General features: G+C 65.9%; 28 protein-coding genes. 9 read left to right on the forward strand and 19 right to left on the reverse strand.

Features of this window, described 5'->3' with window-relative positions; translation table 11 throughout:
• Window positions 1-9 precede the first annotated feature (9 nt).
• The 12 genes from AC1DT7_RS01700 to lgt form a co-directional block, all read right to left on the reverse strand.
• Window positions 10-516 (reverse strand): hypothetical protein, encoded by a 507-nt coding sequence (locus AC1DT7_RS01700; protein WP_478033790.1) that lies wholly within the window; start codon window positions 514-516, stop codon window positions 10-12.
• Between the two features lie 7 nt (window positions 517-523).
• On the reverse strand, window positions 524-943 hold the full coding sequence (gene ribH / locus AC1DT7_RS01705; RefSeq protein ID WP_478033791.1) for a 6,7-dimethyl-8-ribityllumazine synthase: 420 nt from the start codon (window positions 941-943) through the stop codon (window positions 524-526).
• Window positions 944-2092 carry a 3,4-dihydroxy-2-butanone-4-phosphate synthase gene (gene ribB / locus AC1DT7_RS01710; protein WP_478033792.1) on the reverse strand — a complete coding sequence of 383 codons (1149 nt, stop codon included), beginning with the start codon at window positions 2090-2092 and terminating at the stop codon, window positions 944-946.
• On the reverse strand, window positions 2079-2687 hold the full coding sequence (locus tag AC1DT7_RS01715) for a riboflavin synthase (protein WP_478033793.1): 609 nt from the start codon (window positions 2685-2687) through the stop codon (window positions 2079-2081). Before AC1DT7_RS01715 ends, ribB begins: the two co-directional genes overlap by 14 nt.
• Window positions 2688-2736: 49 nt before the next feature.
• A complete protein-coding gene (ribD, locus tag AC1DT7_RS01720; protein WP_478033794.1) occupies window positions 2737-3696 on the reverse strand; it encodes a bifunctional diaminohydroxyphosphoribosylaminopyrimidine deaminase/5-amino-6-(5-phosphoribosylamino)uracil reductase RibD in 960 nt (319 codons plus the stop codon).
• A 20-nt stretch (window positions 3697-3716) separates the two neighbouring features.
• Window positions 3717-4136: a hypothetical protein gene (locus tag AC1DT7_RS01725; RefSeq protein ID WP_478033795.1), complete on the reverse strand. Its 420-nt coding sequence runs from the start codon at window positions 4134-4136 to the stop codon at window positions 3717-3719.
• A gap of 28 nt (window positions 4137-4164) precedes the next feature.
• Entirely contained in the window at window positions 4165-4824 is a 660-nt protein-coding gene (locus AC1DT7_RS01730) for a TonB family protein (RefSeq protein ID WP_478033796.1), read from the reverse strand.
• 279 nt (window positions 4825-5103) lie between these two features.
• Window positions 5104-5862: a peptidoglycan editing factor PgeF gene (gene pgeF, locus AC1DT7_RS01735; protein WP_478033797.1), complete on the reverse strand. Its 759-nt coding sequence runs from the start codon at window positions 5860-5862 to the stop codon at window positions 5104-5106.
• Complete coding sequence (locus tag AC1DT7_RS01740) at window positions 5859-6377, reverse strand: GNAT family N-acetyltransferase (protein WP_478033798.1); 519 nt, start codon at window positions 6375-6377, stop codon at window positions 5859-5861. The genes pgeF and AC1DT7_RS01740 overlap by 4 nt, the downstream gene beginning before the upstream one ends.
• Complete coding sequence (locus AC1DT7_RS01745; RefSeq protein ID WP_478033799.1) at window positions 6374-6883, reverse strand: N-acetyltransferase family protein; 510 nt, start codon at window positions 6881-6883, stop codon at window positions 6374-6376. The genes AC1DT7_RS01740 and AC1DT7_RS01745 overlap by 4 nt, the downstream gene beginning before the upstream one ends.
• Complete coding sequence (locus tag AC1DT7_RS01750) at window positions 6880-7965, reverse strand: class I SAM-dependent methyltransferase (RefSeq protein WP_478033800.1); 1086 nt, start codon at window positions 7963-7965, stop codon at window positions 6880-6882. The genes AC1DT7_RS01745 and AC1DT7_RS01750 overlap by 4 nt, the downstream gene beginning before the upstream one ends.
• A gap of 73 nt (window positions 7966-8038) precedes the next feature.
• On the reverse strand, window positions 8039-8917 hold the full coding sequence (gene lgt, locus AC1DT7_RS01755; RefSeq protein WP_478033801.1) for a prolipoprotein diacylglyceryl transferase: 879 nt from the start codon (window positions 8915-8917) through the stop codon (window positions 8039-8041).
• A gap of 64 nt (window positions 8918-8981) precedes the next feature.
• Here lgt and AC1DT7_RS01760 point away from each other — a divergent pair, with 64 nt between their 5' ends.
• Complete coding sequence (locus AC1DT7_RS01760) at window positions 8982-10682, forward strand: class I adenylate-forming enzyme family protein (RefSeq protein WP_478033802.1); 1701 nt, start codon at window positions 8982-8984, stop codon at window positions 10680-10682.
• Between the two features lie 24 nt (window positions 10683-10706).
• On the opposite strand, the gene AC1DT7_RS01765 is transcribed toward AC1DT7_RS01760, so the two are convergent.
• Window positions 10707-12590 carry a potassium transporter Kup gene (locus AC1DT7_RS01765; RefSeq protein ID WP_478033803.1) on the reverse strand — a complete coding sequence of 628 codons (1884 nt, stop codon included), beginning with the start codon at window positions 12588-12590 and terminating at the stop codon, window positions 10707-10709.
• Between the two features lie 171 nt (window positions 12591-12761).
• On the opposite strand from AC1DT7_RS01765, the gene pdeM reads away from it, so the two are divergent.
• Window positions 12762-13421, forward strand: coding sequence for a ligase-associated DNA damage response endonuclease PdeM (pdeM, locus tag AC1DT7_RS01770; protein WP_478033804.1), 660 nt, complete (start codon window positions 12762-12764; stop codon window positions 13419-13421).
• On the opposite strand, the gene msrA is transcribed toward pdeM, so the two are convergent.
• From msrA to pabB, 4 genes are all read right to left on the reverse strand, one after another.
• Window positions 13418-14083: a peptide-methionine (S)-S-oxide reductase MsrA gene (gene msrA, locus AC1DT7_RS01775; protein ID WP_478033805.1), complete on the reverse strand. Its 666-nt coding sequence runs from the start codon at window positions 14081-14083 to the stop codon at window positions 13418-13420. The two genes, pdeM and msrA, sit on opposite strands and share 4 nt — an antisense overlap.
• Before the next feature lie 65 nt (window positions 14084-14148).
• The gene (locus tag AC1DT7_RS01780; RefSeq protein WP_478033807.1) at window positions 14149-14292 is read right to left on the reverse strand and encodes a hypothetical protein; all 144 of its coding nucleotides are present in this window, start codon (window positions 14290-14292) and stop codon (window positions 14149-14151) included.
• Window positions 14293-14393: 101 nt separating this feature from the next.
• A complete protein-coding gene (locus AC1DT7_RS01785) occupies window positions 14394-15593 on the reverse strand; it encodes a pyridoxal phosphate-dependent aminotransferase (RefSeq protein WP_478033808.1) in 1200 nt (399 codons plus the stop codon).
• Window positions 15594-15625: 32 nt separating this feature from the next.
• Window positions 15626-17434: an aminodeoxychorismate synthase component I gene (gene pabB / locus AC1DT7_RS01790; protein WP_478033809.1), complete on the reverse strand. Its 1809-nt coding sequence runs from the start codon at window positions 17432-17434 to the stop codon at window positions 15626-15628.
• A gap of 110 nt (window positions 17435-17544) precedes the next feature.
• Here pabB and AC1DT7_RS01795 point away from each other — a divergent pair, with 110 nt between their 5' ends.
• Complete coding sequence (locus AC1DT7_RS01795; protein ID WP_478033811.1) at window positions 17545-18204, forward strand: MBL fold metallo-hydrolase; 660 nt, start codon at window positions 17545-17547, stop codon at window positions 18202-18204.
• 33 nt (window positions 18205-18237) lie between these two features.
• On the opposite strand, the gene AC1DT7_RS01800 is transcribed toward AC1DT7_RS01795, so the two are convergent.
• A complete protein-coding gene (locus tag AC1DT7_RS01800; RefSeq protein WP_478033812.1) occupies window positions 18238-18678 on the reverse strand; it encodes an MAPEG family protein in 441 nt (146 codons plus the stop codon).
• Window positions 18679-18879: 201 nt separating this feature from the next.
• On the opposite strand from AC1DT7_RS01800, the gene rpmF reads away from it, so the two are divergent.
• From rpmF to AC1DT7_RS01825, 5 genes are all read left to right on the forward strand, one after another.
• Entirely contained in the window at window positions 18880-19059 is a 180-nt protein-coding gene (rpmF, locus tag AC1DT7_RS01805) for a 50S ribosomal protein L32 (RefSeq protein ID WP_478033813.1), read from the forward strand.
• 29 nt (window positions 19060-19088) lie between these two features.
• Window positions 19089-20120: a phosphate acyltransferase PlsX gene (plsX, locus tag AC1DT7_RS01810; protein WP_478033815.1), complete on the forward strand. Its 1032-nt coding sequence runs from the start codon at window positions 19089-19091 to the stop codon at window positions 20118-20120.
• Window positions 20117-21079: a beta-ketoacyl-ACP synthase III gene (locus tag AC1DT7_RS01815; RefSeq protein ID WP_478033817.1), complete on the forward strand. Its 963-nt coding sequence runs from the start codon at window positions 20117-20119 to the stop codon at window positions 21077-21079. The genes plsX and AC1DT7_RS01815 overlap by 4 nt, the downstream gene beginning before the upstream one ends.
• 114 nt (window positions 21080-21193) lie before the next feature.
• Window positions 21194-21493, forward strand: a complete 300-nt coding sequence (locus AC1DT7_RS01820; protein ID WP_478033818.1) for an integration host factor subunit alpha — start codon at window positions 21194-21196, stop codon at window positions 21491-21493.
• A 7-nt stretch (window positions 21494-21500) separates the two neighbouring features.
• Window positions 21501-21878 carry a MerR family transcriptional regulator gene (locus AC1DT7_RS01825; RefSeq protein ID WP_478033819.1) on the forward strand — a complete coding sequence of 126 codons (378 nt, stop codon included), beginning with the start codon at window positions 21501-21503 and terminating at the stop codon, window positions 21876-21878.
• Window positions 21879-22274: 396 nt separating this feature from the next.
• Here the strand turns inward: AC1DT7_RS01825 and AC1DT7_RS01830 are convergent, their stop codons facing one another.
• Entirely contained in the window at window positions 22275-22934 is a 660-nt protein-coding gene (locus AC1DT7_RS01830) for a TetR/AcrR family transcriptional regulator (RefSeq protein WP_478033820.1), read from the reverse strand.
• Between the two features lie 137 nt (window positions 22935-23071).
• Between AC1DT7_RS01830 and AC1DT7_RS01835 the strand changes: the two genes are divergently transcribed.
• The gene (locus AC1DT7_RS01835) at window positions 23072-25432 is read left to right on the forward strand and encodes a TonB-dependent receptor (protein WP_478033821.1); all 2361 of its coding nucleotides are present in this window, start codon (window positions 23072-23074) and stop codon (window positions 25430-25432) included.
• Window positions 25433-25464: the final 32 nt, after the last annotated feature.

Below are 25464 nucleotides of genomic sequence, written 5' to 3' on the forward strand. Positions count from 1 at the left end.
GGCGGCGGGTCAATCGATCGGCAGCTTTTCCAGCCCGTCGACCAGGCGCGTGCCGATCGCCGGGATATTCTTGCCGACCACCACCAGCAGCACGACGGGAATGAAAATCGCCTCGAACCCGATGGCGATGGCCAGGATGACGAAGAAGCCGATCATCAGCAGAAACGCCAGCACGATGCCGCCCAATCGTCCCACACCCGACCGGCCTAGGCTGAACTGACGTCTGGCCTTCGAGTCGAACCAGGGCGCGCTGGTGAAGATTGGCCTGCCCTCGCTGTCCTCGGCGCCGGCACAGGCGGCGAGCGCGAGCCGGCGGAACAGGGTGCCGCCATCGTCGCCCGCCCGCGCGATCCGGTTGGCGGTGTCGCTTGCCTTGCGCGGCAGCAGGTCCCGCCCCGATGCGGAGGGTGTCGGCACGGATGGCGGGGGCGATTTGTCGCGCGCCCAATTGTCGATGACGATCAGCCGGCGGTCCCGCTCCACGATGCGATAGCGCGGTGGGGGAACCCGGCTCATCGGCGGATCAGCCGAACCGGTCCTTCAGCGCCAGCATCGCCAGCGCCGCCTTGGCCGCCTCGCCGCCCTTGTCCTTTTCGGTGCGGCGCGCGCGGGTGAGCGCCTGGGCCTCGTTTTCGACGGTCAGGATGCCGTTGCCGATCGCCACGCCGTCCATCGACAGCGCCATCAGCCCGCGCGCGCTTTCGCCCGCGACGATCTCGAAATGATAGGTCTCGCCGCGGATCACGACGCCGAGCGCGACGAACGCGTCATAGCCGCCGCTCTCGTCCGCCAGCGCGACGGCGCCGGGAATCTCCAGCGCGCCCGGGACGGTCAGCGTCTCATGGCTATGGCCGGCCGCCTCGATCGCGGCGCGGGCGCCCTCGAGCAGCAGGTCGTTCAGATGGTCGTAGAATCGTGCTTCTACGATCAGGATCTTCGCCATTCATTCGCCTCCGGTGCCGGGGATCGGCTGTTCGCCGACGATCGACAGGCCATAGCCGTCGAGCCCGATCAATGTGTGATGGGTGTTGGTCAGCAGCACCATGTCCTGAACGCCGAGCTCGGCGAGGATCTGGGCGCCGACGCCGTAATCGCGCAGCTCGGCTGCTTCGGGCGTGCCGACGGTCTTGCCCTCGGCGCGCAGCTTGATGACGCGGGTGATCGAATCCTTCATCGGGCGGTTGATCACCACGATCACGCCGGCGCCGGCTTCGGCGATCACCTGCATCGAGCTGGCGAGCAGGCCCGAGCGCTCCGATTCCTCGCCGAACGCATCGGCGAACATCGACAGGCTGTGCATGCGCACCAGGGTCGGCTTGTCCGGATCGATCTTGCCCTTCACCAGCGCGATCTGCTCGTCGCCGGTCGCCTTGTTGAAGAAGGTCATCGCCTTCCAGTCGCCGCCCCATTTGCTGTGGAACACCATCTCGGCGCGCTTCTCGACGAGATGGTCGTGGCGGCGGCGATAGGCGATCAGGTCGCGGATCGTGCCGATCTTCAGGCCGTGCAGCTGCGCGAAGGAGACCAGGTCGTCCATGCGCGACATGGTGCCGTCCTCGTTCATGATCTCGCAGATCACGCCCGAGGGGTTGAGGCCGGCGAGGCGCGACACGTCGACCGCGGCCTCGGTATGGCCGGTGCGCACCAGCACGCCGCCGTCGCGCGCGACCAGCGGGAAGACATGACCCGGCGTCACGATCTCCTCGCGGCCCTTGGACGAATCGATCGCGACGGCGACGGTGCGGGCGCGGTCGGCGGCGGAAATGCCGGTGGTCACGCCGTCGCGTGCCTCGATCGAGACGGTGAAGGCGGTTTCGTGCCGCGTGCCGTTGTGGCGGCTCATCAGGTCGAGCCCAAGCTCGTCGACGCGCCGCTTGGTCAGCGCCAGGCAGATCAGCCCGCGGCCATGCTTGGCCATGAAGTTGATCTTCTCCGGCGTGGCCATCTGGGCCGGGATGACGAGATCGCCCTCATTCTCGCGGTCCTCGTCATCGACCAGGATGAACATCCGGCCGTTGCGCGCCTCGTCGATGATTTCCTCAGGCGACGAGAGGAAGCCGTGACGCAGCCGCGCCAGCTCAGGCTTTTGCACGATAATGCTCCATGCGTTGCAGGTAGCGGGCGAGCACGTCGATCTCGATGTTGATCGGATCGCCGGCCGCGAGGCTGCCGAAAGTGGTGACGGCCGCGGTATGCGGGATGATGTTGACGCCGAAGGTGACGCCAGCGGGCGAGTCCTCGACCTCGTTGACGGTCAGCGAGACGCCGTCGAGCGTGACGGAGCCCTTGGGCGCGACGAACGGGGCGATCTCCGGCCCGGCCGTGATGCGCACGCGGTGCGATCCGCCCTCCTCCGCGACGGAGACGACTTCGCCGATGCCGTCGACATGGCCGGTGACGATATGGCCACCAAGCTCCTCGCCCAGTCGAAGCGCGCGCTCGAGGTTGAGCCGGCGCCCCTCGCTCCACTGGCCCTGCGCGGTACGGCTGATCGTCTCGCCGGAGACGTCCACCGCGAACCAGTTCGGGCCCTTGTCGATGACGGTCAGGCACACGCCCGAGCAGGAGATCGAGGCGCCGAGATCCACGGTCGAGGTATCGTAGCTGGTGCGGATCACGACCCGCGTGTCGGCCAGTGCCTCGACGCGATCGATGGTGCCGATGTCGGTGACGATTCCGGTAAACATAGCGCCTTCCGTTATCGCCTCGTCCGGGCGGAAAACCGGTTTCCACCTTTCATGACGAGGCGAGGCCTTTGACGCGCTCGTAGACCTCGACTCGGTCGCTGCCAAGCCGCCGCGCGTCGTGCAGGGCCCAGCGGCCATGGGCCTGAGCAAGATCGGTCAGCCCGATATCGGGCAGGGTACGGCCGGCCCCGATCAGGATCGGCGCGCGGTAGATCAGCAGGCGGTCGACCAGATCGGCGGCAAGGAACGCCGCCGCCGTCGCCACGCCGCCTTCGACCAGCAGGTGATCGATCCCCTTCAGGCGGGTGATGTCGGCCGGGCTGCCCAGGGCTTCCCATCCCTCGGGTGCGGCGTGACGCGTCAGGACGACTCGCCGTGGGCTGCGCCGCTCCAGTCCGGCGAGCCGTACGTCGAGCACAGGGGAATCCGCTTCGACGGTACCGCGCCCGACCAGAATCGCCTCGTGCCGCGCGCGTTCGAGATGCGCATGCGCGCGAGCCTCGAGGCCGGTGATCCATTTACTGGTGCCGTCGTCCATCGCCACCGCGCCGTCGAGCGAGACGGCGAGCTTCAGCGTCACCTGCGGCCGCCCGAGCGCCTGCCGGGTCAGGAATCCGGCCATCGCGCGCCGCGCGTCGCCGTCGCGCATGTCGGTCGCGACCTCGATGTCCGCCGCGCGCAGCCGTGCGATGCCGTCGCCATCGGTACGCGGGTCGGGGTCACGTAGCGCGATGATGACGCGGGCCACGCCCGCCTCGATCAGCAGGTCGGAACAGGCCGGGCCACGCGGCGATTCATGCGCACAGGGCTCCAGGGTGACGTAACAAGTCGCGCCGCGCGACTTCTCGCCGGCCTCGGCCAGCGCCATCGCCTCGGCATGGGGACGCCCGCCGGGCTGAGTCCAGCCGCGCCCTACGACGTGGCCGTCGCGAACGATCACGCATCCGACATTGGGGTTGGGCGCGGTCAATCCCTTGCCGCGCTCGCTCAGCGTCAGCGCGGCACCCATCCAGCGCGCGTCGGCGATGGTCAGAAGCCGTACTTCTTCAGCTTGTCGTCGAGCCGCTTATAGGCGGCCTGGGTCTCCGCATCCTGCTTGCGGGCCTCTTCGACCGCGGCCTTTTCCTTCGGCCCGTCGATCTTCTGCTGCGCGATGATGTCGGCATCGGTGCGGTTGGCCGACCATTGCTCGACATAGACGATGTTGGGGCGGTACTCCCGCTTCACCTCGGAATTGTTCGCGATCGCGAACATGATCGTCCAGGTCACGATGATGGAGAGGACGAGGAAGACCAGCTCGTACGTCTTACGCGTGGCGAGGAACTGCCGCAGGTCGCGATAGGCGCGTAGGGGAGAGATGGTGCGCAGGAAATTCATGATCGCAAGATAGGCGCGGGGGCTGGCGGATGCCAGCCCCGCAAAGGTCTCCCGGTCGCGCCGGATGTCCAAGGAAAAGCCCGACGCGACCGGAAGGGGGTCATTCGTCGTTCATGACGAAGCTGACGGCCATGGTGCGCCACGCCTCGACCGGAACGCCGTCCTTGGTGCCGGGCGTCAGCCGCCATCTCTCCAGCGCGCGCCGCCGGGTCGCCTCGAAGAAGGACTCGCTGGCAGCGCTGACCTTCTCGACCTGCTTCACCCGGCCATCGGTGCCGACGAGCACGCGGACCACCACCCGGCCCTCGCGGCCGAGGCGCCGTTCGTCGCTGGGATAGTCCGGCTGGTAGTTGAAGCGCGGGTTGACCCCGGGTCCGACGATGACGGGCTGTGGCTTGACCGGCTCGACATAGGGCGGCGTCACCGTGCCTTCGCCAACCAATGGCGTGGTCGGGATGTCCGGCTGGCCGGTAAATTCGACCTTCGGTTCCTGCGTGGTCGTGACAAGCTGATCCGGGATGACCGGCTGACTGACCGGTTTCACCAACTGCTCCGTTTCGGGCGGCGGTTTGACGGGGTCGAGCGGCGGATCCGGCGGCAAGGCGATGTTGATGACGTCGATGCCCTTGTCCTTGATCTTCGCCACAAAGTCCGGCGCGGAGAAGATCATCCCGGTCATAATCCCGCCAACCAGCAGTGCCGAAAGGCCAAGGCTGGCCGGGTCCAGTTTCTTTTGTTTCGCGTAACGGTCTGCGTACATCGCCTGCCTCCATCATCTCCAGGTGGGCGGTCGAGTCTCTTTCGCTCGATCTCAGTAGCGATGATACAACATCTCTATCTAGATACAAGATATCATTTCGGGCGGCGTTGCAGCCGGCTATCTGCTCATCCCGACGAGGTTTTATCCACCCGGACGGAAGTGCACGATTCCGTCATGCCGGACTCGTTCCCGCATCCACCGGCCAGCAAGATCTTCGGCCGAGACCTTTGCGGCACCGTGGCCCCGGAACAAGTCCGGGGTGACGGTTCAGATCAGCCTCTAACCCTGCAGGCCGATGATCGAGATTTGCCGGCCATAACCCGGTTCGCCGCGGTGGGTCGCGCGGCGGAAGCTGAAGAAACGGTCTTCATCGGCATAAGTGTCGAGGCCGAGCATCTCGATCTTCGTCAGGCCGGCGGCGGCAAGGCGGTGGGCGACATAGGCTTCCAGGTCGAACTGGTGATGGCCGGGCTTGCCGGGAGCGAAGAAGCGCTCGTTCGCCGGATCCTGTTCCTCGAAGCGACGGGCGAAACTGTCGTCCACCTCATAGCTTGCGCGCGCGATGCACGGGCCGATCGCGGCGGCGATCCGGTCGCGCCGGGCGCCGATCTTCTCCATCGCCGCGATCGCGGCATCGGTCACGCCGCCGATCGCGCCTTTCCACCCGGCATGTGCCGCGCCGACGACGCCTGCCTCACGGTCGGCGAACAGGACGGGCGTGCAGTCGGCGGTCAGGATACCGAGCGCGAGGCCCGGCCGCTCGGTCACCAGCGCATCCCCCGCGGGGCGATCGTCGAAAGCGGTGAGGGCGCGGACGACATCGGCCGAATGGGTCTGGTAGAGCGTGAGCAATCGCGCGCCGGGCAGCACCGCCTCGGTCGCCAGCCGCCGGTTCTCCGCCACGGCGTCGGCATCGTCGTCCGATCCGATACCGACGTTCAGCCCGGCATGAAGCCCGATCGAAACGCCGCCGCGCCGGCCGAGAAAGCCGTGCGCCACGCCATCCAGCGTGCGGGCGCGAATCACCTCGACGCTCACAGCGTGCGCCGCCAGATACGGTCGTCATGCACCTGAGGCCCGGTGACGAAATCGCAGCGCCCTACCTCGGCAAAGCCGTGTCGCGCATAGAATCCCTTGGCGCGCTGATTATGGTCGAACACCGCCAGATAAAGTTCGGGGGCGCCACGCGACCGGGCGAGGTCGATCGCCCATCCGGTCAGCGCATCGGCGACGCCCGTGCCCTTGCATGCCTCGATGACATAGAGCTGGCGCAGCTCCATCGCATTCGGATGGGCGGCCTCGAACGGCAGGGTCATTGCGGAAAGTTTGATGTAGCCGGCCGGCACCCCGTCGAGATAGGCGGCGTGCCAGTCGACCGAGGGATCGCCGAGATCGCGCTGCATCTGACCGGCCGGGCCATAGGCCTGTTCAAGATAGAGTTGCAGCGGTTCGGGATCGATCACCCCAGTGAAGCTGTCGACGAATGCCTGTCGTGCCATCGTCGATAGCGCGGGACCGTCAGCCGCATCGGGGGTGCGATAGGCAATCGTCATAATACCAGTCTCATGATCCGGTCGTCGTCGATCGTCTCGCCCACGCGAAACGCGTAGCGCCCGATCTCCTGAAAGCCGTACCGCTCATAGAAACGACGGGCACGGTGATTGTCGACATAGACGCTGAGGATCACCTCCTTCGCGCCATGATCGCGTGAATGCCGGAGCGCCCAGTCCATCAGCTCCGGCGCGACGCCCTGGCCCTGCCACGGGCCGAGCACGTAGAATTGATAAAGCTCGATCGCGTCAGGCCGCCATTCGCCGGGAAAGGTGACCGGGCCCATCTTGGCGAAGCCGATGATCTCGCCATCTTCCAGTGCGAGGCGAACGGTGAAATCGGGATCGGACAATTGCGAGGGCAGGCCGTTCGCACCGAACGCCTCGTCGAGGAAAGCGGCAAGATCGGACTGGCGATAGAGGTTGCCGAACGTCTCGGTGAAGGAGCGTCGCGCCATGGCTGACAGCGCCGGGCCGTCGATGGTGCGCGCGTCGCGATAGCTGATCATTGGAACCCAGCCGGTGCGGGCCAGCCGGGTGCAGTGACCGCCAGCGCCTTGAACAGATCGCCCATCGCGACGGTCAGCCGCTCGCGATCGGCCGCGATCGACCCGGCACGGTCAGGCGCTGCCCTGGCCAGCGCCTCGGCCCGCGCTTCCACACCGAGCGCCGTCAGCAGCGCGCCCTGACTCATGGGGCCGAAGGCATGAACGCCCGTTGCCTGGGCGGCGGCGGCAAGCGTTGCGAAATCGACATGGGCGGTCAGGTCCTGCTCTCCCGGTTGATCGAAGGGATTGGCGAACCGGTGGCCGCGCACCGCCTGGAGCGTGTCGCCGATCGCCGGCCCCTCATAGCCATAATCGATCGTGAGCATAGCGCCGCCCTGCCGTGCGATCATGGCGGCCAGCGCGCGCATCACCGCCACGCTGGCAGGCGAGGTCTCGATCACCGACCCGGGCGGCGCGTCGCGGAGCGCTTCGGGAATGATCTCGTTCGGTACCTGCTTGCCGGCAATCGGCAGGAACAGCAGATCCTGGCAGGCGACGAAACGCTCGTGCCAGACATCAAGCGCGCGGACGAGCTGACGGATCGGCAGCGCGTCGAAAAACTCATTGGCGACGATCACCAGTGGGCGGTCGGCCGGCAGAGTCGAGACATCATCATGCCAGCTTGCACCGGGTACGCGTTCCGCCTGAGCAGTACGAAGCGTCGGGCTGGTCTCGACGAAATGCACCGGCGGCGTCAGCCCGGCCTTGGCCATCGCCCTGAGCGCATCGGCAGCAAGCGTGCCGCGGCCGGGGCCAAGCTCGACCCAGGCAATATCGGGTCGACCGGCACGATCCCACAGATCGGCGCACCACAGGCCGATCAGTTCGCCGAACATCTGGCTGATCTCGGGCGCGGTGGTGAAGTCGCCGCCAGCGCCGAGCGGATCGCGCGTCGCGTAATAATGCGCGTTGGCGGCCGACATGAACTGGGCGATCGAGATCGGTCCCGCCAGCGTGATGGCACGGGCAAGCCGGTCGGCGAGCGGCGCTTCTTCTCTCCTCCCGCTTGCGGGAGGAGTTGAGGGAGGAATTGTAGATTCCATGATCGTATCGTTCGCTGACATGCCCTCCCCCGCCCCCTCCCGCAAGCGGGAGGGGATGAAGAGGTTATGTCACTCAGGCGACGCTCTCGCTTCCGGCGATCGGCTCGACGCGCTGGCGGCGCTTCGCGGAGGTTGCGATCAAATAGAGGCCGCCTGCGATCATCGGCACGGTCAGCCACTGGCCCATGTGCAGGCCGGTCGCCTGCGCAAAGGCGACGAGCTGCGAATCGGGCTCGCGGAAGAATTCCACCGTGAAGCGGGCGAGGCCGTAGAACAGCAGGAACAGGCCGACGAGTTTCCCCGGATCGTAGCGCGCCTTGGTGCGCCAGAAGGCGAACCAGAGGATGGCGAACAGGACGAGACCTTCGAGACCGGCCTCATAGAGCTGGCTCGGATGCCGCGCCGGATCCATGCCGCCGATCACGGTGCGGGGGAAGACGATCGCCCAGGCGACGTCGGTCGGCTTGCCCCACAACTCGCCATTCACGAAATTGGCGAGGCGTCCGAAGAACAGGCCGAAGGGCACGCAGCAGGCAAGGTAATCATGGATGCGCAGCCAATCGAGCTTCTGCTTGCGCGCGAACAGGATGATGCCGAGCGACGTGCCGATCATGCCGCCATGGAAGGACATGCCGCCGTCCCACAGCTTCAGGATCTGAAGCGGATTGAGGAACATGCCGGGTGCGTAGAAGATCGCGTACCCGAGTCGCCCGCCAAGGATGATGCCGAGCGTCGCATAGAACACCAAGTCGTCGGCATGGCGCCGCGCCATCGGGCTGCCAGGCTGCGCAATCAGCTTCAGCAGGTACCACCAACCGAGCAGGATGCCCGAGATATAGGCCAGCGAGTACCATTTGATGTCGAAGAAGCCGAGCGACAACGCCACCGGATGAAGGTGGAGGCTTTCGAAATGGATGTGGTTCTGCGCGCTTGCGAGCGTGGTCAGGATCAAGGCTTTTCCCCAAGGGTTCGCGCCTCCATAAAGGTCGGCAACGACAAACCCAAGGGGAGAGAGCATGCGCACCGAGCTTGACAGCCGAATGGACGAGGGGCTGGCCGCGCTCACCGGGCAGGGTGCCCCGCTGGCGCTCGGCTCGATCGCGCTGAACGGGGTGGATCTGCCGCTGATCGCGACCGTCCCGCCCGCCCTGCCGCAGTATTTCGCGCATTATTCGGCCGAGCATAAGGACAAGATCTTCCTCGTCGCGGGCGAGGAGCGGCTGACCTTCGCCGACGTCCATGCCGAGGCGGAGAAGGTCGCGCGCGCGTTGGTCGGCCAGGGAATAAAGACCGGCGACCGGGTCGGGATCGCGATGCGCAATTCGCCATCCTGGATCGCCCTGTACATGGGCATCACCATGGCGGGCGGGATCGCGACCCTGCTCAACGGCTGGTGGCAGTCGGCCGAACTGGCCGAGGCGATCGCGGATGTCGATTGCACCCTGGTCTTCGCCGATCCGCCCCGCGCGAAGCGCCTGGCGGCGATCGAGGGCACGGTGGTGCCGGTTACCGAGATCGACGACACGCTGCCGCTGGCCCAGGCGATGCACAGGATCACGCACGATGCAGCCGACGGGCCGCTGCCTGCGCTGACCGGGGACGACAATGCGACGATCCTGTTCACCTCGGGCTCGACCGGGCAGTCGAAGGGCGCGCTCAGCGATCATCGCGCCGTGCTGCAGGCGGTATTCAATTATCTGACCCAGGCACTGGTGATGCTCGGCATCGCGGTGAAGGACGGCAACGCACCCGATGGCCAGCCGGCGACCCTGCTCAACGTGCCGCTATTCCATGTGACGGCCGAGGTGCCGGTATTCCTCCAGAGCTTCGCGATGGGCCGCAAGCTGGTGCTGATGCCGAAATGGGATGCCGAGGAGGCGATGCGCCTTATCGAAGCCGAGGGAATCACCTATTTCGTCGGCGTGCCCCTGATGAGCTTCGAGATACTGACTCATCCCAACCGGCCGAATTATGATCTCTCCACCGTCACCGATTTCGCCGCCGGTGGGGCGCCGCGCCCGGTCGAGCATGTCAGGCGGATCAAGGAGGAGATGGGCGGCGGCGCCCCGCTGCTCGGTTATGGCCTGACCGAGACCAACGGCATCGGGTGCGGCAACTGGCGCGACAATTATCTCGCCAAGCCCAATTCGACCGGACGCGCCTCCGCACCCCTGGTCGATCTCGCCATCCTCGACGCGACGGGCCGCCCGGTCGGTCCGGGCGAACGTGGCGAGGTGGCGATCAGGTCGGTGGCGAACTTCAAGGAATATTGGAACCGGCCCGAGGCGACCGCGGCCGCCTTCACCAGCGACCGCTATTTCCTTAGTGGCGACATCGGCTATCTCGACGAGGACGGGTATCTGTTCATCGTCGATCGCAAGAAGGACATCATCATCCGCGGCGGCGAGAACATCTCCTGCCAGGAAGTGGAGGCGGCGATCTACGAGCACCCCGCCGTCGCCGAGGCGGCCGTGTTCGGCCTGCCGGACGAACGGCTGGGCGAGGTGCCGGGCGCGGTTGTGACCTATCGCCCGGGCGAGAGCCTGACGCCGGAGGAGCTCTGCGCCTATCTCTTCGCGCATATCGCCGCCTTCAAGGTGCCCCAGCGGATCTGGACTTCGGCCGAGCCACTGCCTCGCCTCGGCACGGAGAAGATCGACAAGGTCGGGCTGCGCGCGAAATATCAGGCAATCGCTGCGGCAGAGGCGAAAGGCTGACGCCAGCCAACCGGGCGAGTGCGGTCAGACCGTGACCTGCTCGCCCAGTTCGAGCACCTTGCCCGGCGGGATGCGCAGGAAGTCGGTCGGATCGCTCGCATTCCGCTGCAGGAACATGAAGATGCGGTCCTGCCAGAGCGGCATGCCCTGGTTGGCGACCGGCTTCAGCGTGTTGCGGCCGATGAAATAGCTGGTCTTGGCCGGGTTCAGCAGCTTCTTCGCGCCCGATTGTTCGAGGCCGAGGTCGCGCGGGACGTCGGGCGATTCCATGAAGCCATAGGTCAGCACGACAGCGCAGAAATTATCGTCGATCCGCGTCGTCCGCGCACGCTCCTCGGGTGCTACGGTCGGCCGGTCGGCGGTGCGGATGCTGACGATCAGGTTACGCTCGTGCAGCACCTTGTTGTGCTTGAGGTTATGCAGCAACGCACCCGGCGCGCTTTCCGGATTGGCCGTCAGGAACACCGCCGTGCCCTCGACCCGTTCCGGCGGGCGGCGGCTCAGCGCCGCGGCGAGATCGGCGAGCGGAACGCTCTGGCGCTGCTCGAACGCGCGGACGATGCCCCGGCCGCGCACCCAGGTGTAGATCAGCAGCCCGATCATCGCGGCGACCACCAGCGACACCCAGCCGCCCTCGATCACGCGCAGGATATTCGCGCCGAAGAAGATCGTGTCGAGCACGAAGAAGGGCAGGATCACGGCGAGCGCCAGCGGCCGCGACCAGTTCCAGCGATGCCGCGCGACGATATAGGCAAGGCAGGTGGTGACGATCATCGTGCCGGTCACCGCGATACCGTACGCCGCCGCCATCGCCGAGGAGGTGCGGAACTGGATGACCAGCACCAGCACGCCGATCAGCAACAGCCAGTTGATCGAGGGCAGATAAATCTGCCCAGAATGCCGTGCCGAGGTCTGGCGGATGCGCAGGCGCGGCAACAGGCCGAGCTGAATCGCCTGCTGCGTGAGCGAATAGGCGCCGGTGATCACGGCCTGGCTGGCAATGATCGTCGCCAGGGTGGCGAGCAGGACCAGCCACGGACGGAAAGCATCGGGCGCCATCAGGAAGAACCAGTCCTGATTGGCGAAGGCGACATGCTGGCTCGACGCCGCTTCCAGCGCATTGAGCGCAAAGGCACCCTGGCCGAGATAGTTGAGCATCAGCGCCGGGAAGGCCAGCACGAACCAGCCGAGGCGGATCGGCGCGGCGCCGAAATGGCCCATGTCCGCCGTCAGCGCCTCGGCGCCGGTCACGGTCAGGAACACCGCCCCGAGCACGAACAGCCCGGTGACGCCGTGCGTTATCATGAACTCGATCCCGTACCAGGGCGAGACGACGCGCAGGATCGAAGGCTCGTCCCAGATATGCCACAGGCCCATGCCGCCGATCGTCAGGAACCATAGGATGCAGACCGGCCCGAACAGGCTGGAGACATGCGCGGTGCCGCGCGACTGGATCATGAACAAGGCGATCAGGATGGCGATGGTGAGGAACAGGATGGTGTGTTCGCCGACCAGCGTCCCGGCCCCGGGAATCGTCCGCAGCCCCTCGACCGCCGACAGCACCGACAGGGCCGGGGTGATGATCGCATCGCCATAGAAAAGCGCCGCGCCGGCCGCGCCCAGGACCAGCGCGATCATCGAGCGCCGCCCGAGGGCCCGCCGCGCGAGAGCCGTCAGCGCCAGCACTCCACCCTCGCCCTGATTGTCGGCGCGCATCAGGAACAGCACATATTTGAAGGTGACGACGATCGTCAGCGTCCAAAGCGCGAGGCTGAGCACGCCGAGGATTTCGCTCGCGTCGATGCCGTCCTGCGCCGACTGCGCCAGCGCCTCGCGAAACGCGTAGAGCGGGCTGGTGCCGATATCGCCGAAGACGACGCCGATCGCGCCGATGGTGAGTGCCAGCATCGCCGGGTGGGGCCGATGCAAATGCCCCGTTGTTTCAGGGACTGAGGACATGAGACAATGGCCTGCCGAGGAGGACGGCGCGCTTTACGCCTGTTGCTGGCCAGCGCAAGCGCTATTGTTGCACTGCCGCAAGCCGTTGATCTGGGGAGCCGATCGCTGCATAGCAAGACCATGGTTCCCTTTTCGTTCGCCTGTCACGATCTGATCGCATTGCCGCAAGGGGCGCTTTTCTGGCCTGCGCGCCGCGCGTTGCTGGTCGCCGACCTGCATTTCGAGAAGGCGAGTTGGTTCGCGATTCGCGGCCAGATGCTGCCGCCATATGATACGATCGCGACCCTGACCGCACTCGGTGCCCTGGCCGAGCAGACCGGTGCGGCTGAAATCTGGTGCCTGGGCGACAGCTTCCACGACTCGGCCGGGTGCGAGCGGTTGCCGGCCGACGCCCAGAAGCTGCTGCGCGAGCTGACCGGTACGCGACGCTGGATCTGGATCACCGGCAATCACGACCGGTCTATCGACCGGTGCGGCGGCGAGGTGATGGACGAAGCGCTGGTTGACGGGCTGATGCTGCGCCATGAAGCCGACCGCCGCGAAACCCGCCCCGAATTGTCCGGCCACTTCCATCCCAAGCTGCGGGTGCGAGTGCGCGGCCGCCAGGTCTCGCGCCGCTGTTTCGTCGCGACATCGACCAAGCTGATCCTGCCGGCGTTCGGCACGCTGACCGGCGGGCTCGATGCCGACCATCCGGAGATCGTCCGTGCGGTCGGCGCCGGGGCGGAGGCGCTGGTACCCGTGGAGGATCGGCTGCTCAGGTTCCCCCTGGCTGCCTAGATAGGTCTGGCGAGCGCCGGGAAACCGGACTTGAACGCGGCCACTTTCGGCTTGTCCCACTGAACGATGTACGGGTGGCGGGGATTCCGGTCGTAGAAATTCTGGTGATAGGCCTCGGCCGGGAAGAAGCCGCCGCTTTCCAGTTTCGTCACGATCGGCGCCGGGAAAGCGCGGGCCCTGCCGAGCTGGGCGATATAGGCCGCGGCCACGGCGCGCTGTTGCGGCGACTGCGGGAAGATCGCCGAACGATAGCTGGTGCCGGTATCCGGGCCCTGGCGGTTGAGCTCGGTCGGATCGTGCGCGATCGAGAAATAGACGCGAAGCAGGGTTGCGTAGCTGACCTGCGCCGGATCGAAGGTGATCTTCACCGCCTCGGCATGACGTGTCGTCTCGGTGCTGACCTGATCGTAGGTGGCGGTCGCTGCGGTCCCGCCGGCATAGCCAGCGGTGACCGCGCGCACGCCCTTCACCCGTTCGAACACTGCCTCCATGCCCCAGAAGCAACCGCCGGCCAGCACCGCTGTCTGGAGCCCGGCGGCCTTCGGCACATCCTGCGTCGCGACGGGGATCGGCACGGCGCGCTCGGCATTGGCGACGCCACCGGACAGGGCGGCAAAGGCCACGCCGGCGGCGGCCGTGGCGGCTAACAGGGTCTTGATCATGGGATCGTCTTTCGATTGGCCTCGAAGACGATGTAGGAACTCCCGGCTGAACCGGAAGTGCACGGTCAGGGAAGAGCGTGGATCGCCGTCGCCAGATCGTCGACCAGGACCATGGCGTCAGCGGGCTGCAGGATCAGCAGGCCGATCGCGCCGATGACGAACCCGCCCGCGAATCGCCAGAAAAACGCTTCCTTCAGAATAGCGCGCATCGCCACTCAACCTTCATATTTTCGCAGGCGCCCGGCACGGCGCCGACTCGTTACGCAGCCAGCTTTTTGCGTCGTCCGGATGAACGGAAGCTGGCTATTTTTTATCGCAGGGCGGCACAGGCCGTCTGGATACGCTCGCATGCCTCGCGCAGCAGCTCGTCGGAGGTCGCGTAGCTGATGCGCATCGCCGGCGAGAGGCCGAAGGCCGCACCCTGCACCGCCGCGACCTTCGCCTCGTCGAGCAGATAGGCGACCATCGCCTCGTCCGTGTCGATCAGCTGGCCCTTGGGGGTCGATTTGCCGATCAACGCGGAAAATTCCGGATAGACATAGAAGGCGCCCTCCGGCCGCGGGCAGGTGATGCCGTTCGCCTGGTTGAGCATCGACACGACCAGATCGCGGCGCGACTGGAACAAGGCCGCATGCTGCTTGAGGAAGCCCTGATCGGCGGTCAGCGCCGCGACCGACGCCGCCTGGGCGATCGAACAGGGGTTCGAAGTGGATTGTGACTGTAGCTTGGCCATCGCCTTGATCAGCCAGGGCGCACCGCCGGCAAAACCGATCCGCCAGCCGGTCATCGCATAGGCCTTGGAGCAACCGTTCGCGGTCAGCGTACGATCGAAGAGCGAGGGACAGACCTGCGCGATCGTCGTGAAGCGGAAATCGTCGAACACGATATGTTCGTACATGTCGTCGGCGAAGATCCAGACATGCGGGTGCCGCTCGAGCACCTCGCCAAGCGCCTTGAGCTCGGCTTCGCTATAGGCGGCGCCGGTCGGGTTGGACGGCGAGTTGATGATGACCCATTTGGTCTTCGGCGTGATCGCCGCCTCGAGCTGCTCGGGGCGCAGCTTGTATCCCTGGTCGGCGCCTGCCGCCACGAACACCGGTGTGCCGCCGGCAAACAGGACGACGTCCGGATAGCTGACCCAGTAAGGCGCAGGCACGATTACTTCGTCACCGGCATCGAGCGTCGCGACCATCGCGTTGAACAGGGTGTGCTTGCCGCCGGCGTTGATGGTGATCTGGTCAGCGGTATAGGTCAGGTCGTTGTCGCGCTTGAACTTGGCGATCACCGCCGCCTTCAGCTCGGGCGTGCCGTCGACATTGGTGTATTTCGTCTTGCCGTCGCGGATCGCCTTGATGCCGGCTTCCTTGATGAAGTCGGGCGTATCGAAATCGGGTTCGCCCGCACCCAGGCCGATCACATCGACACCGGCACGCTGCAATTCCTGCACGCGCGAGGTGATCGCGAGCGTGGGCGAAGGCTTGATGCGAGCGAGCGCGGCGGATGGTTGCATGAAATGGGCGCCTTTGTCTGGAAGCGGCGCGGCTATAGACCCGGCCCGGTTCCGTTCGCAACCGCAACAATGGCGGAAATCAGGCCCCGGAGCGCATTTCCGATAAAAAAGCGACCGGTCAGGTCCGAAGCGGTCAGGTCCCCCTCGACCGCTCGACCGTTGGCGAGCAGTTCGGCGCGCAGGACGCCAGGCAGCAATCCGCGCGCGAGCGGCGGGGTCACCAGCACCCCATCGGCCCGCTCGACGAAGATCGAGGTGATGCCGCCTTCCGTCAGATAGCCGTCGGGATCGACGAAGAGTGTGTCGAAGCAGCCGGACGGCGGACGGCCATAAAAAGCGCGGTCGCTGGTCTTGTGGCGCAGACGGAAATCGGTCGGGTCGACCGGCAAAGGCCCCAGGGCGATAGAGACGGGCTCGGCCGGGGTCGCGGGCAGCGGCGATGCCTCGATCGCGATCGCGCCGCTCCGGGCCAGCACCAGCCGGATCCGCCGGGGCTTGCGCAGGCGGAAGGTCGCCGCCTGGAGTTCGTTGCGCGCGGTGTGGCGATCGAACGGGAAACCGAACAGTTCCGCACTGGCCCTCATCCGCGCGAGATGGCGGTCGAGCAGGGGCATGCCCGCCTCCGGATCGAACGCCATGGTCTCGATCAGGTCGAAGGAGCAATCGCCGGTCAGGAAATCACCCTTGGCAAGGCATTCGTCCCATTCTTCATGCGCCTTCGAATCGGCGACGATGCCGCCGCCGACGCCGAACAATCCGACAGACGGGCCATCCGGCGAACCATGCGCGTCGCCGCGCCGGATCGCCAGTGTGCGGATGGCGACGTTGAACATCGCATCGCCGTCCGCGTCCAGCCTTCCGATCGCCCCGGTATAGACGCCGCGCGGCGGGCTGGCTTGTTCGACCTCGGCGATCGCCTGCATCGCCCGGATCTTAGGTGCGCCCGTCACCGAGCCGCAGGGGAAGAGCGCGGCCAGCACGTCGATCGCGTCGCGCTCCCCGGCGAGATCGGCGGTGACGGTCGAGACCATGGTGTGCACGGTCGGATAGGTTTCCACCGTGAACAGCGCCGGCACCGCGACGCTGCCCGGCCGCGCGATGCGCGAGAGATCGTTGCGCATCAGATCGACGATCATCAGGTTTTCGGCCCGCTGCTTCGGATCGGCGCTGAGCGAGGCGGCAAGCGCCGCGTCCTCGGTGGGGGTCGCGCCGCGGCGCACCGTGCCCTTCATCGGGCGGCAGGTGAGCCGGCCGGCCTCGAGCGCGAAGAACAGCTCGGGCGAGAGCGAGAGGACCATGTCCCGGCCGGTGTCGATCAGCGCGCCGAAACCGGCCCGTGCCCGGTCGCGGAGCTGCGCATAAAGCGCCAGCGGATTGCCGGCATGGCGCACCGTCGCGCGGTAGCTGAGATTGATCTGATACACGTCGCCCGCGGCGATCAGATCGAGCACGCGGGAGAACTGCGCGTCATAGGCCGCCTGGTCGATCCCGGGTTCGGGCGGGGCGATCCATGCCCCGGCCGGATCGGGCAGCAGCGTCGGCACGTCGCCGGGCGCGATCTCCTCATAGCTTTCGAACAGGCCGAACCAGAGCAGGGGCCTGCCGTCGGTGATCGGCGCGCCAAGCACCGGCTCGAACGCCGCGCCAGCCTCGTAGGACAGGAAACCGGCAGCATGGAGCCCCGCCGCCCGCGCCGCGCGAAGCGAGTCGAGGGCGGGCAATATCTCCGCGATGGTCATCGCCTCGACCACGCGCACCGGCCGGCGATAGAGCCGCGTGGGCGCGGCATCCTCTCGGGCATCGTCCAGCAGAACGAACGGGGCGGTTTCACGGGCGAGCATCAAGGGCTCGCCAAATGCAACCGCGACGCCGCCACGGCAAGCCCACGCTTGCCCGCGGACGTGGGGAACCTAGGCTTGCCCGCAGGCCTAGTGGGGCTTACCTCGGCACCATGGCTCTTCCCCCTCTCCGCGCGGCGATCGTCCCGGTCACGCCGCTCCAGCAGAATTGTTCGCTGATCTGGTGCACCGAGACGATGCGCGGTGCCTTTGTCGATCCGGGCGGCGACCTGCCCAAATTGCGGGCTGCCGCGACCCAGCATGGGGTGACGATCGAAAAGATCATCCTGACTCACGGCCATATCGACCATTGCGGCGAGGCCAAGCCGCTCGCCGACGACTATGGCGTTCCGATCGAAGGGCCGCACGAGGCGGACCGGTTCTGGATCGCGCGACTCGACGAGGACGGCAAGAACTACGGTATCCGCGGCGTGGTGTTCGAGCCCGACCGCTGGCTGGTCGAAGGCGACACCGTGACGATCGGCAAGCTGACGCTCGACGTCTATCACACGCCCGGCCACACGCCCGGTCATGTGATCTTCCACCATGCGCCGTCGAAGCTGGCGCTGGTCGGTGACGTGCTGTTTCAGGGGTCGATCGGCCGGACCGACTTTCCGCTCGGCAACCATCAGGACCTGTTGCAGTCGATCGTCGAAAAGCTCTGGCCGCTCGGCAACGACACCGCCTTCATTCCCGGCCATGGACCACCCAGCAATTTCGCGCATGAGCGGCAGCACAACATGTTCGTGAGCGATCGGGCGATGGCGGCATGATTCCCCTCTCCCGCAACGGGAGAGGTTGTCGACTCATCCTGCCGCCGGAACGGTCTCGATCACGATGGGCTTCGCATCATGCTTGGCGATCAGCGGCACGCTGATCGCGTAGAGGCCGAGACCGATGAGCAGGGCGAAGGTGATGCCGGTGCCGACCGAGCGGCCATATTTCATGCCGTCCATGCCGAGCGGRTGGAGGAGTCGCGCGACGAGGAAGGCGACACTCGCCACCCAGAGCCAGGTCGAGGTGCCGGCGCTGAATTCGATCAGCGCGATCAGGATCAGGATGAAAGGCGCATATTCGGTGAAGTTCGCCTGAGCGCGCATGCGGCAGATGAGCGCCGCGTCGCCGCCATCGCCGATGCTGACCTTCGCCTTTTGCCGCACGCCCCCGGTGCGGAGGGCGAGCCACAGCGCGATCAGCGCGGTCGCCCCGGCGGTCGTGAGCGTGATCGGCAGCATGATCGGATTCATTTTCTGTCCCCCTGAATATGGTGCGTGAGCGTGGCAGTCCTTCGCCGTGCTTGCAACGTTCGCCCGAATCGCTATAGGCGCACGCTTCGCGATGCGTCCGGCCGCAGGTGCCTACCGCGGCTGACGGAAGCGTCGGTTGCGCTGGCGTCCGTCCGGGCGTACCGCGCTGTTGACCCAAAGATAAGACAAGGTTTCGCCGAAATGGCCGTCCCCAAGAGAAAGACTACGCCGTCCAAGCGCGGCATGCGTCGCAGCCACGACTCGCTGAGCATCGACTCCTTCCAGGAGTGCCCGAACTGCGGCGAACTGAAGCGCCCGCACAATCTGTGCGGATCGTGCGGCCATTATAATGGCCGTGAGATCGTTTCGGTCGAAGGCTGAGCCAGACCGTCCAACAGGGGGCCAGCCGCGTGTCGAACAGCTCCCGGATCGCCGTCGACGCAATGGGCGGCGACGAAGGCCTGGCAGTGATGCTGGCCGGCGTTGCACGTGCACGCCGGCGCTTCGAGGATATGCGCTTCATCCTGGTAGGGGACGAGGCACAGATCCGCGAGGGCCTGAAGACGCACCCCAACCTGACCGCGCATAGCGAGATCGTCCACGCCCCCGGCGTCGTCGGTTCGAGCGAGAAGCCGAGCCAGGCGCTGCGGCGTGCGAAGACGACGTCGATGGGCGTCGCCATCGACATGGTGAAGCAGGGCCGTGCCGGCGCCGCCGTGTCGTCAGGCAATACCGGCGCGCTGATGGCGATGGCCAAGCTGTCGCTACGCATGCTGCCCGGCATCGATCGCCCCGCGCTTGCCGCGATGCTGCCGACGCTGGGCGAGAACGACGTGGTCGTGCTCGATCTCGGCGCGAACACCGAATGCGATGCGCGCAACCTGGTGCAGTTCGCGGTCATGGGCGCCGCCTATGCGCGCACCAATCTCGATCTCGAATCGCCTCGAGTCGCGCTGCTCAATATCGGCAGCGAGGACCAGAAGGGCACCGAGGAGATTCGCGACGCGGCCCAGGCGCTGCGCGATGCGACTCACCTGCCGATGACGTTCACCGGCTTCATCGAAGGCGACCGGCTGTCGCGCGGCGACGTCGACGTGATCGTCTGCGACGGCTTTTCCGGCAATATCGCGCTGAAGACGGCGGAGGGCACGGCGCGGTTCGTCGCCGATCTGCTCAAGCGCGCGTTCCGCAGCTCGCTCCGTTCGAAGGTCGGCTTCCTGATCTCCAAGCCGGCTACCGAGTTGCTACGCCACCATCTCGATCCGAACAATCACAATGGCGCGGTCTTTCTTGGCCTGAACGGCATCGTGGTGAAGAGCCATGGCGGCGCCAACGAGCTGGGGGTCGCGACCGCGATCGCCGCCGCCGCCAAGATGGTGCGCGACGACCTGACCCGGTGCATCAGCAAAGACCTGGGGAATTTCGAGGCAAAGGCAGCGTGATTCGATCGATTATCACCGGTACCGGATCAGCGCTTCCCGCGCGCCGCGTGTCGAATGAAGAACTGTCCGAGACCGTCGACACGTCCGACGAATGGATCGTCGAACGCACCGGCATCCGTTTCCGCCATATCGCCGGCCCCGACGAGACGACGGGCACGCTTGCCGCCGACGCCTGCAAGGCAGCGCTCGCCGCCGCCGGCCGCACCGCCCAGGAGATCGACCTGATCGTGCTGGCGACGGCAACGCCGGACCAGACCTTTCCGGCGACCGCCACCAAGGTGCAGGCGATGCTCGGCATCAACGACTGCGTCGCGTTCGACGTTGCCGCGGTCTGTTCCGGCTTCCTCTATGCGGTGCAGGTCGCGGATTGCATGATCCGCGCCGGGGCGCACCGGCGCGCGCTGGTGATCGGTGCCGAGACGTTCAGCCGAATCCTCGACTGGGAGGACCGCACCACCTGCGTCCTGTTCGGCGACGGCGCCGGCGCGATCGTGCTCGAGGGCGAAGAGGGCGATGGCGAGCGCGGCATCCTGGCGACCCGGCTTCATGCCGACGGGCGCCATAACGAGTTGCTCTATGTCGATGGCGGTCCTTCCACCACCGGCACCGTCGGCAAGGTTCGGATGAAGGGGCGCGAGGTGTTCCGCCATGCCGTGGTCAACCTGGCCGCAGTGATGACCGAATCGCTTGCCGCCGCCGGTCTCGACTCGGGCGATGTCGACTGGGTCGTGCCGCATCAGGCCAACGCCCGAATCCTCGACGCTACCGCGCGCAAGCTCGGCCTCGATCCGGCACAGGTCGTCGTCACCGTCGACCAGCATGCCAATACCTCGGCAGCATCGGTGCCGCTTGCGCTCGACACTGCGGTACGCGACGGACGTATCAAGCCGGGCCAGTTGATCGTGCTCGAAGCAATGGGCGGCGGCTTCACCTGGGGCGCCGCAGTCGTCCGACTTTAGGGCAATTTGAGCCGGCGAACGGCCACACGCCGTTTTCACAGTGTAACAAAGCCCTTTCAGTCCATAGCATCATTGTGTTAGACTAAGTTCTTGCCACTCTGGGGAGGGTAGCGGATGGCACCTGTGGGGACGTTGACGAGAGCTGATCTGGCCGAGGCGCTGCACCATCAGGTGGGGCTATCCCGGGCCGATTCCTCCAAACTGGTCGAGAATATACTCGACCATATGTGCGAAGCACTGTCCAAGGGCGAGAACGTCAAGATCTCGGGCTTCGGCACCTTCGTGCTGCGCGACAAGGGCGAACGCGTCGGCCGCAATCCCAAGACGGGTGTCGAAGTGCCGATCGCACCGCGCCGCGTGCTCACCTTCCGCGCCAGCCAAATGATGCGCGATCGCATCGTCAGCGCGGGCTGACCCCGTCATGGCCGGCGTGCCCGACAAGGCGGCCGGCGCATTCCGGACGATCGGCGAGCTTTCCCGCGAGACCGGGTTGCCTCAACATATATTGCGCTATTGGGAGACGCGTTTTCCCCAGCTCCGGCCGCTCCAGCGCGCCGGCAAGCGTCGTTATTACCGTCCCGAGGATGTCGCGCTGGTCGCACGCATCAACAGCCTGCTCAACCTTGAGGGCTATACGATCAGGGGCGTGCAGAAGCTGCTGTCGGACGAACGCAAGCGCGTGCCGGTGAGCCTGCCGCACACGTCCGACGACCCGGCCGGCGGGGCGGATCTCGCCGCGATTCGGTCGGTGCGCGAGTCGCTTGCCGAGGCGCTTGCGGACGATTCGAGCAGGGCCTGAACCACACCGATTCGTCTGACACGATTCGGGTATCGGCACCCGCTTTTTTCTTCCGCTGTCATGTTGGAACTGCGGCAGGATTCCCGCGGCCTTTTCAACGGCTTGGTTACGTTTTCCCTGTTATGCGATAACAGCGGGAAAAACCATGTCGAAACGCTGCAGAATCGCGGCTTCTTTCCGCTGCTACGTCGCGAAACTCTCCACCAACTGACAATGGCAAAGAGCGGATCGAGCGATGCCGCGGGCGTATCGACAGCCACTCGCTGCCACGGACGGGGCTGTGCTTGAATCGGCCCGCCTCGATCCGTTTCTTCGCCCTTGCCCGACGATAGAACGGCCGTTGGGCCAAGGCCGACGAGTTCATGGCGAACGGAGGGATACAAGCGACTCAGCCGATCAGCGCGCGCCGATCCCCCGGGCGAGCATCTCGGCGATCGCATCGGCAACCTGGTCGGGCGACGCGTCGTCCGCCCACACGCCGTAGCGCAGGCCGAGAAACACGTTCATGCCCATGATTGCCCAGGCATGGACCTCCGACACGTCAGGGCTGATCTCGCCGCGCCCCGCCGCTGCCTTGAGGCGGGCGGCGATTCGATCGGCCGTGACGGCATAGTGAAGCCTGAAACTCTCCGGATCGACGAATTCGGATTCGTCGATGATCCGGTAGATCTCCTTGTGGCCGCGCACGAAGGCGATGAATTCCCGCAGACCGGCGCGCTCGGCGGCGATCTGGTCGGGCGCGGCGCGGATCGCCGGGGCGACATGGTCCCGGACCTGGTCCGACATGTCGCGGACCAGCGCGCGGAACACCGCGTCTTTCGAATCGAAATAGGTGTAGAAGCTGCCGAGCGCGACACCGGCGCGGCGCGTGATGCCGCTGATCGATGCCTCGTGAAAACCCCGCTCGCCAAACTCAGTCGCCGCGGCGTCGAGAATCGCGCGTAAAGTCTTTCGGCCGCGTTCGGTACGCGGCGCCTTGCCCTCGCTGGCGACCAGCGCCGCATCGCCTCTTGAAAGTCCCGCCACCGTTGCCGGTTCGCCGGTCTTGTCCGTCATTTGGCAACTGCCATTTCAGGCTCCCTCCCATTCCCAAGTTGAAACCTGGTTCAGGTTTCAGTATAGCGCCTTCGACTGGCGCACAACCCGGTATCGAAACCGGTGCATTCAAGCAGCGCCGCAGGAGGGGATAGCTCATGTCACGCCTTTATTCCGCGCGTTCATTGCTCAACGCCGGCGCCGCGATCGTCGCTCTGATGGCTAGCCCTGCCATGGCGCAGGACGCCCCGGCGGCTGCGCCCGAGGCCGCAGCGGTCAATGAAGGCGACATCGTCGTTACCGCGCGCCGCCGCGAGGAAACGCTGCTCGATGTGCCGGTCGCCGTCACCGCCTTTTCGGCCAGCAAGCTCGAGCGGACCGGCGCGGTCGATCTGACCGACCTGCAGAATGTGACCCCCAACACCACGTTGAAGAATGCGCGCGGCACCAATTCCACGCTCGCCGCCTTCATCCGCGGCGTCGGCCAGCAGGATCCGGTCCCCGGGTTCGAGGCGGGCATCGGCATCTATCTCGACGACGTCTATCTCAACCGCCCCCAGGCCGCCGTGCTCGATATCTATGACGTCGACCGGATCGAGGTGCTGCGCGGGCCGCAGGGCACGCTGTACGGCCGCAACACGATCGGCGGCGCGGTGAAATATGTCACCAAGCGGCTGCCCGACCATTTCGAAGCGACTCTGAAGGCGACCTATGGATCGTACAACCAGGCCGACGGGATCATCAGCGTCTCGACCCCAATCAACGACATGGTGCGCATCGGCGTGTCGGGGGCACGGCTTACGCGCGATGGCTTCGGCAAGAACACCTATCTGGGCATCGACAATTACGACAAGAATATCTGGGCCGGCCGCGGCACGATCGAGTTCGAATCGCCCGACAGCCGGCTGTTCGTGCGAATCACCGGGGATTACACCGAGGACAAGTCCAACCCGCGCAACGGATACCGCCTGATCCCGGGCATCGCCTCCGGCGCACCGGTCCAGGCGAACGTGTTCGACACCCGCGCGGGCCTCAACAACCCGAAGCAGAATATCCAGGCCGGCGGCCTTTCCATGACGGCAAGCGCCGAGCTGACCGATCATCTGACGCTGAAGAGCATCAGCGCATGGCGCAAGGACAGGTCCTTCACGCCGATCGACTTCGACGCGCTGCCCGCGGTCGATGTCGACGTGCCGGCGGTCTATCGCAACGAGCAGACCAGCCAGGAATTCCAGCTCCATTACAAGAGCGAGAAGCTGAACGGCCTGATCGGCTATTATTATCTCGGTGCCAAGGCGAGCACGACCTTCGACGTGCTGCTGTCGACGACCAGCCCGGGCTTCAACGCCAATACCAAGGGCGATGTGCGGACCGAGACCAGCTCGATCTATGGCGACTTCACTTATGATTTCACGCCGCAGATCAGCCTGTCGCTGGGCGGCCGCTACACCTGGGACCAGCGCCAGTCCTATATATTCAAGGCGAGCTACCTCGGCATGAGCGCCGATTTCGGCGGCAACCCGCTGTTGCTGGGTGCGCCATCGACCGATTTCCGTGGCACGGCCAATTTCAAGCGCTTCACGCCGCGGGCGTCGATCAGCTTCAAGCCGGTCGAGGGTCATATGCTGTATGCATCCTATTCGGAGGGCTTCAAGGGCGGCGGGTTCGATCCGCGCGGCTCCGGCACGTCGGCGCCGGTCAGCAACCCGGCGCCGGGAGCCAAGGCCAGCTATCAGGACATCTACAATTATCTCTCCTTCGATCCCGAGGTCGTGAAGACCTATGAGATCGGATGGAAGGGCGCGGCGTTCGACCGGCGGCTGACCTGGGCGCTGGACGGATTCTATTCCGATTACAGCAATGTGCAGGTGCCGGGATCGGTCGGCTGCCTGATCGGCGGCGTCCAGTCCTTCTGCGGCATCACCACCAATGCGGCGAAGGCGACGATCAAGGGCGTCGAGCTGGAGACCAATGCGACCCTGGCGCGCGATTTCGCCGGACCCGGCTCCTCGCTCTATTTCGCCGGGACGCTCGGATACATGCAGGCCAAATACAAGACCTTCATCGGCCCGACCGGCACCGACGTCGCCAAGGACCGCGTGTTCCAGAACACGCCCGACTGGACCCTGTCGGGCACGCTCGGCGGCAATGTCCGGGTCGGATCGGGATCGGTCAACGCCTCGACCGTGCTATCCTATCGCAGCCTGACCCATCAGTTCGAGACGGCAAGCCCGTTCCTCGACCAGCCCGCCTATACCTTGTGGGACGCGCACCTGACCTACACCTTCGGCAACGGGCGTTACTCGATCGGGGTGCACGGCAAGAACCTGACAAACAAGATCTACAAGACGGCAGGATACCAGTATATCCGCACCGACATTGCGGGCACGCCGATCAATCTGGCAAATGTGCCGGTCCCGAACGGGCCTTATGTCCCGACCCTGGGCAAGGAAGGCATCGCGACCGCCTTCTACGGCAATCCGCGCCAAGTGTTCGGGACGCTGACCGCGAAGTTCTGAGCCGATCGCGAGCGGCATGGCGGTACCGGGTG

It is taken from the genome of Sphingomonas sp. P3_C6 (assembly GCF_056402595.1).

What these genes read in the sequence shown, in the direction of transcription:
- AC1DT7_RS01700 (WP_478033790.1), bottom strand. Translation starts at nt 516, where the DNA reads ATGAGCCGGGTTCCCCCACCGCGCTATCGCATCGTGGAGCGGGACCGC.
- ribH (WP_478033791.1), bottom strand. Translation starts at nt 943, where the DNA reads ATGGCGAAGATCCTGATCGTAGAAGCACGATTCTACGACCATCTGAAC.
- AC1DT7_RS01715 (WP_478033793.1), bottom strand. Translation starts at nt 2,687, where the DNA reads ATGTTTACCGGAATCGTCACCGACATCGGCACCATCGATCGCGTCGAG.
- ribD (WP_478033794.1), bottom strand. Translation starts at nt 3,696, where the DNA reads ATGGGTGCCGCGCTGACGCTGAGCGAGCGCGGCAAGGGATTGACCGCG.
- AC1DT7_RS01730 (WP_478033796.1), bottom strand. Translation starts at nt 4,824, where the DNA reads ATGTACGCAGACCGTTACGCGAAACAAAAGAAACTGGACCCGGCCAGC.
- AC1DT7_RS01740 (WP_478033798.1), bottom strand. Translation starts at nt 6,377, where the DNA reads ATGACGATTGCCTATCGCACCCCCGATGCGGCTGACGGTCCCGCGCTA.
- AC1DT7_RS01745 (WP_478033799.1), bottom strand. Translation starts at nt 6,883, where the DNA reads ATGATCAGCTATCGCGACGCGCGCACCATCGACGGCCCGGCGCTGTCA.
- AC1DT7_RS01750 (WP_478033800.1), bottom strand. Translation starts at nt 7,965, where the DNA reads ATGGAATCTACAATTCCTCCCTCAACTCCTCCCGCAAGCGGGAGGAGA.
- AC1DT7_RS01760 (WP_478033802.1), top strand. Translation starts at nt 8,982, where the DNA reads ATGCGCACCGAGCTTGACAGCCGAATGGACGAGGGGCTGGCCGCGCTC.
- AC1DT7_RS01765 (WP_478033803.1), bottom strand. Translation starts at nt 12,590, where the DNA reads ATGCTGGCACTCACCATCGGCGCGATCGGCGTCGTCTTCGGCGATATC.
- pdeM (WP_478033804.1), top strand. Translation starts at nt 12,762, where the DNA reads ATGGTTCCCTTTTCGTTCGCCTGTCACGATCTGATCGCATTGCCGCAA.
- msrA (WP_478033805.1), bottom strand. Translation starts at nt 14,083, where the DNA reads ATGATCAAGACCCTGTTAGCCGCCACGGCCGCCGCCGGCGTGGCCTTT.
- AC1DT7_RS01780 (WP_478033807.1), bottom strand. Translation starts at nt 14,292, where the DNA reads ATGCGCGCTATTCTGAAGGAAGCGTTTTTCTGGCGATTCGCGGGCGGG.
- AC1DT7_RS01785 (WP_478033808.1), bottom strand. Translation starts at nt 15,593, where the DNA reads ATGCAACCATCCGCCGCGCTCGCTCGCATCAAGCCTTCGCCCACGCTC.
- pabB (WP_478033809.1), bottom strand. Translation starts at nt 17,434, where the DNA reads ATGCTCGCCCGTGAAACCGCCCCGTTCGTTCTGCTGGACGATGCCCGA.
- AC1DT7_RS01795 (WP_478033811.1), top strand. Translation starts at nt 17,545, where the DNA reads ATGGCTCTTCCCCCTCTCCGCGCGGCGATCGTCCCGGTCACGCCGCTC.
- rpmF (WP_478033813.1), top strand. Translation starts at nt 18,880, where the DNA reads ATGGCCGTCCCCAAGAGAAAGACTACGCCGTCCAAGCGCGGCATGCGT.
- AC1DT7_RS01820 (WP_478033818.1), top strand. Translation starts at nt 21,194, where the DNA reads ATGGCACCTGTGGGGACGTTGACGAGAGCTGATCTGGCCGAGGCGCTG.
- AC1DT7_RS01825 (WP_478033819.1), top strand. Translation starts at nt 21,501, where the DNA reads ATGGCCGGCGTGCCCGACAAGGCGGCCGGCGCATTCCGGACGATCGGC.
- AC1DT7_RS01830 (WP_478033820.1), bottom strand. Translation starts at nt 22,934, where the DNA reads ATGACGGACAAGACCGGCGAACCGGCAACGGTGGCGGGACTTTCAAGA.
- AC1DT7_RS01835 (WP_478033821.1), top strand. Translation starts at nt 23,072, where the DNA reads ATGTCACGCCTTTATTCCGCGCGTTCATTGCTCAACGCCGGCGCCGCG.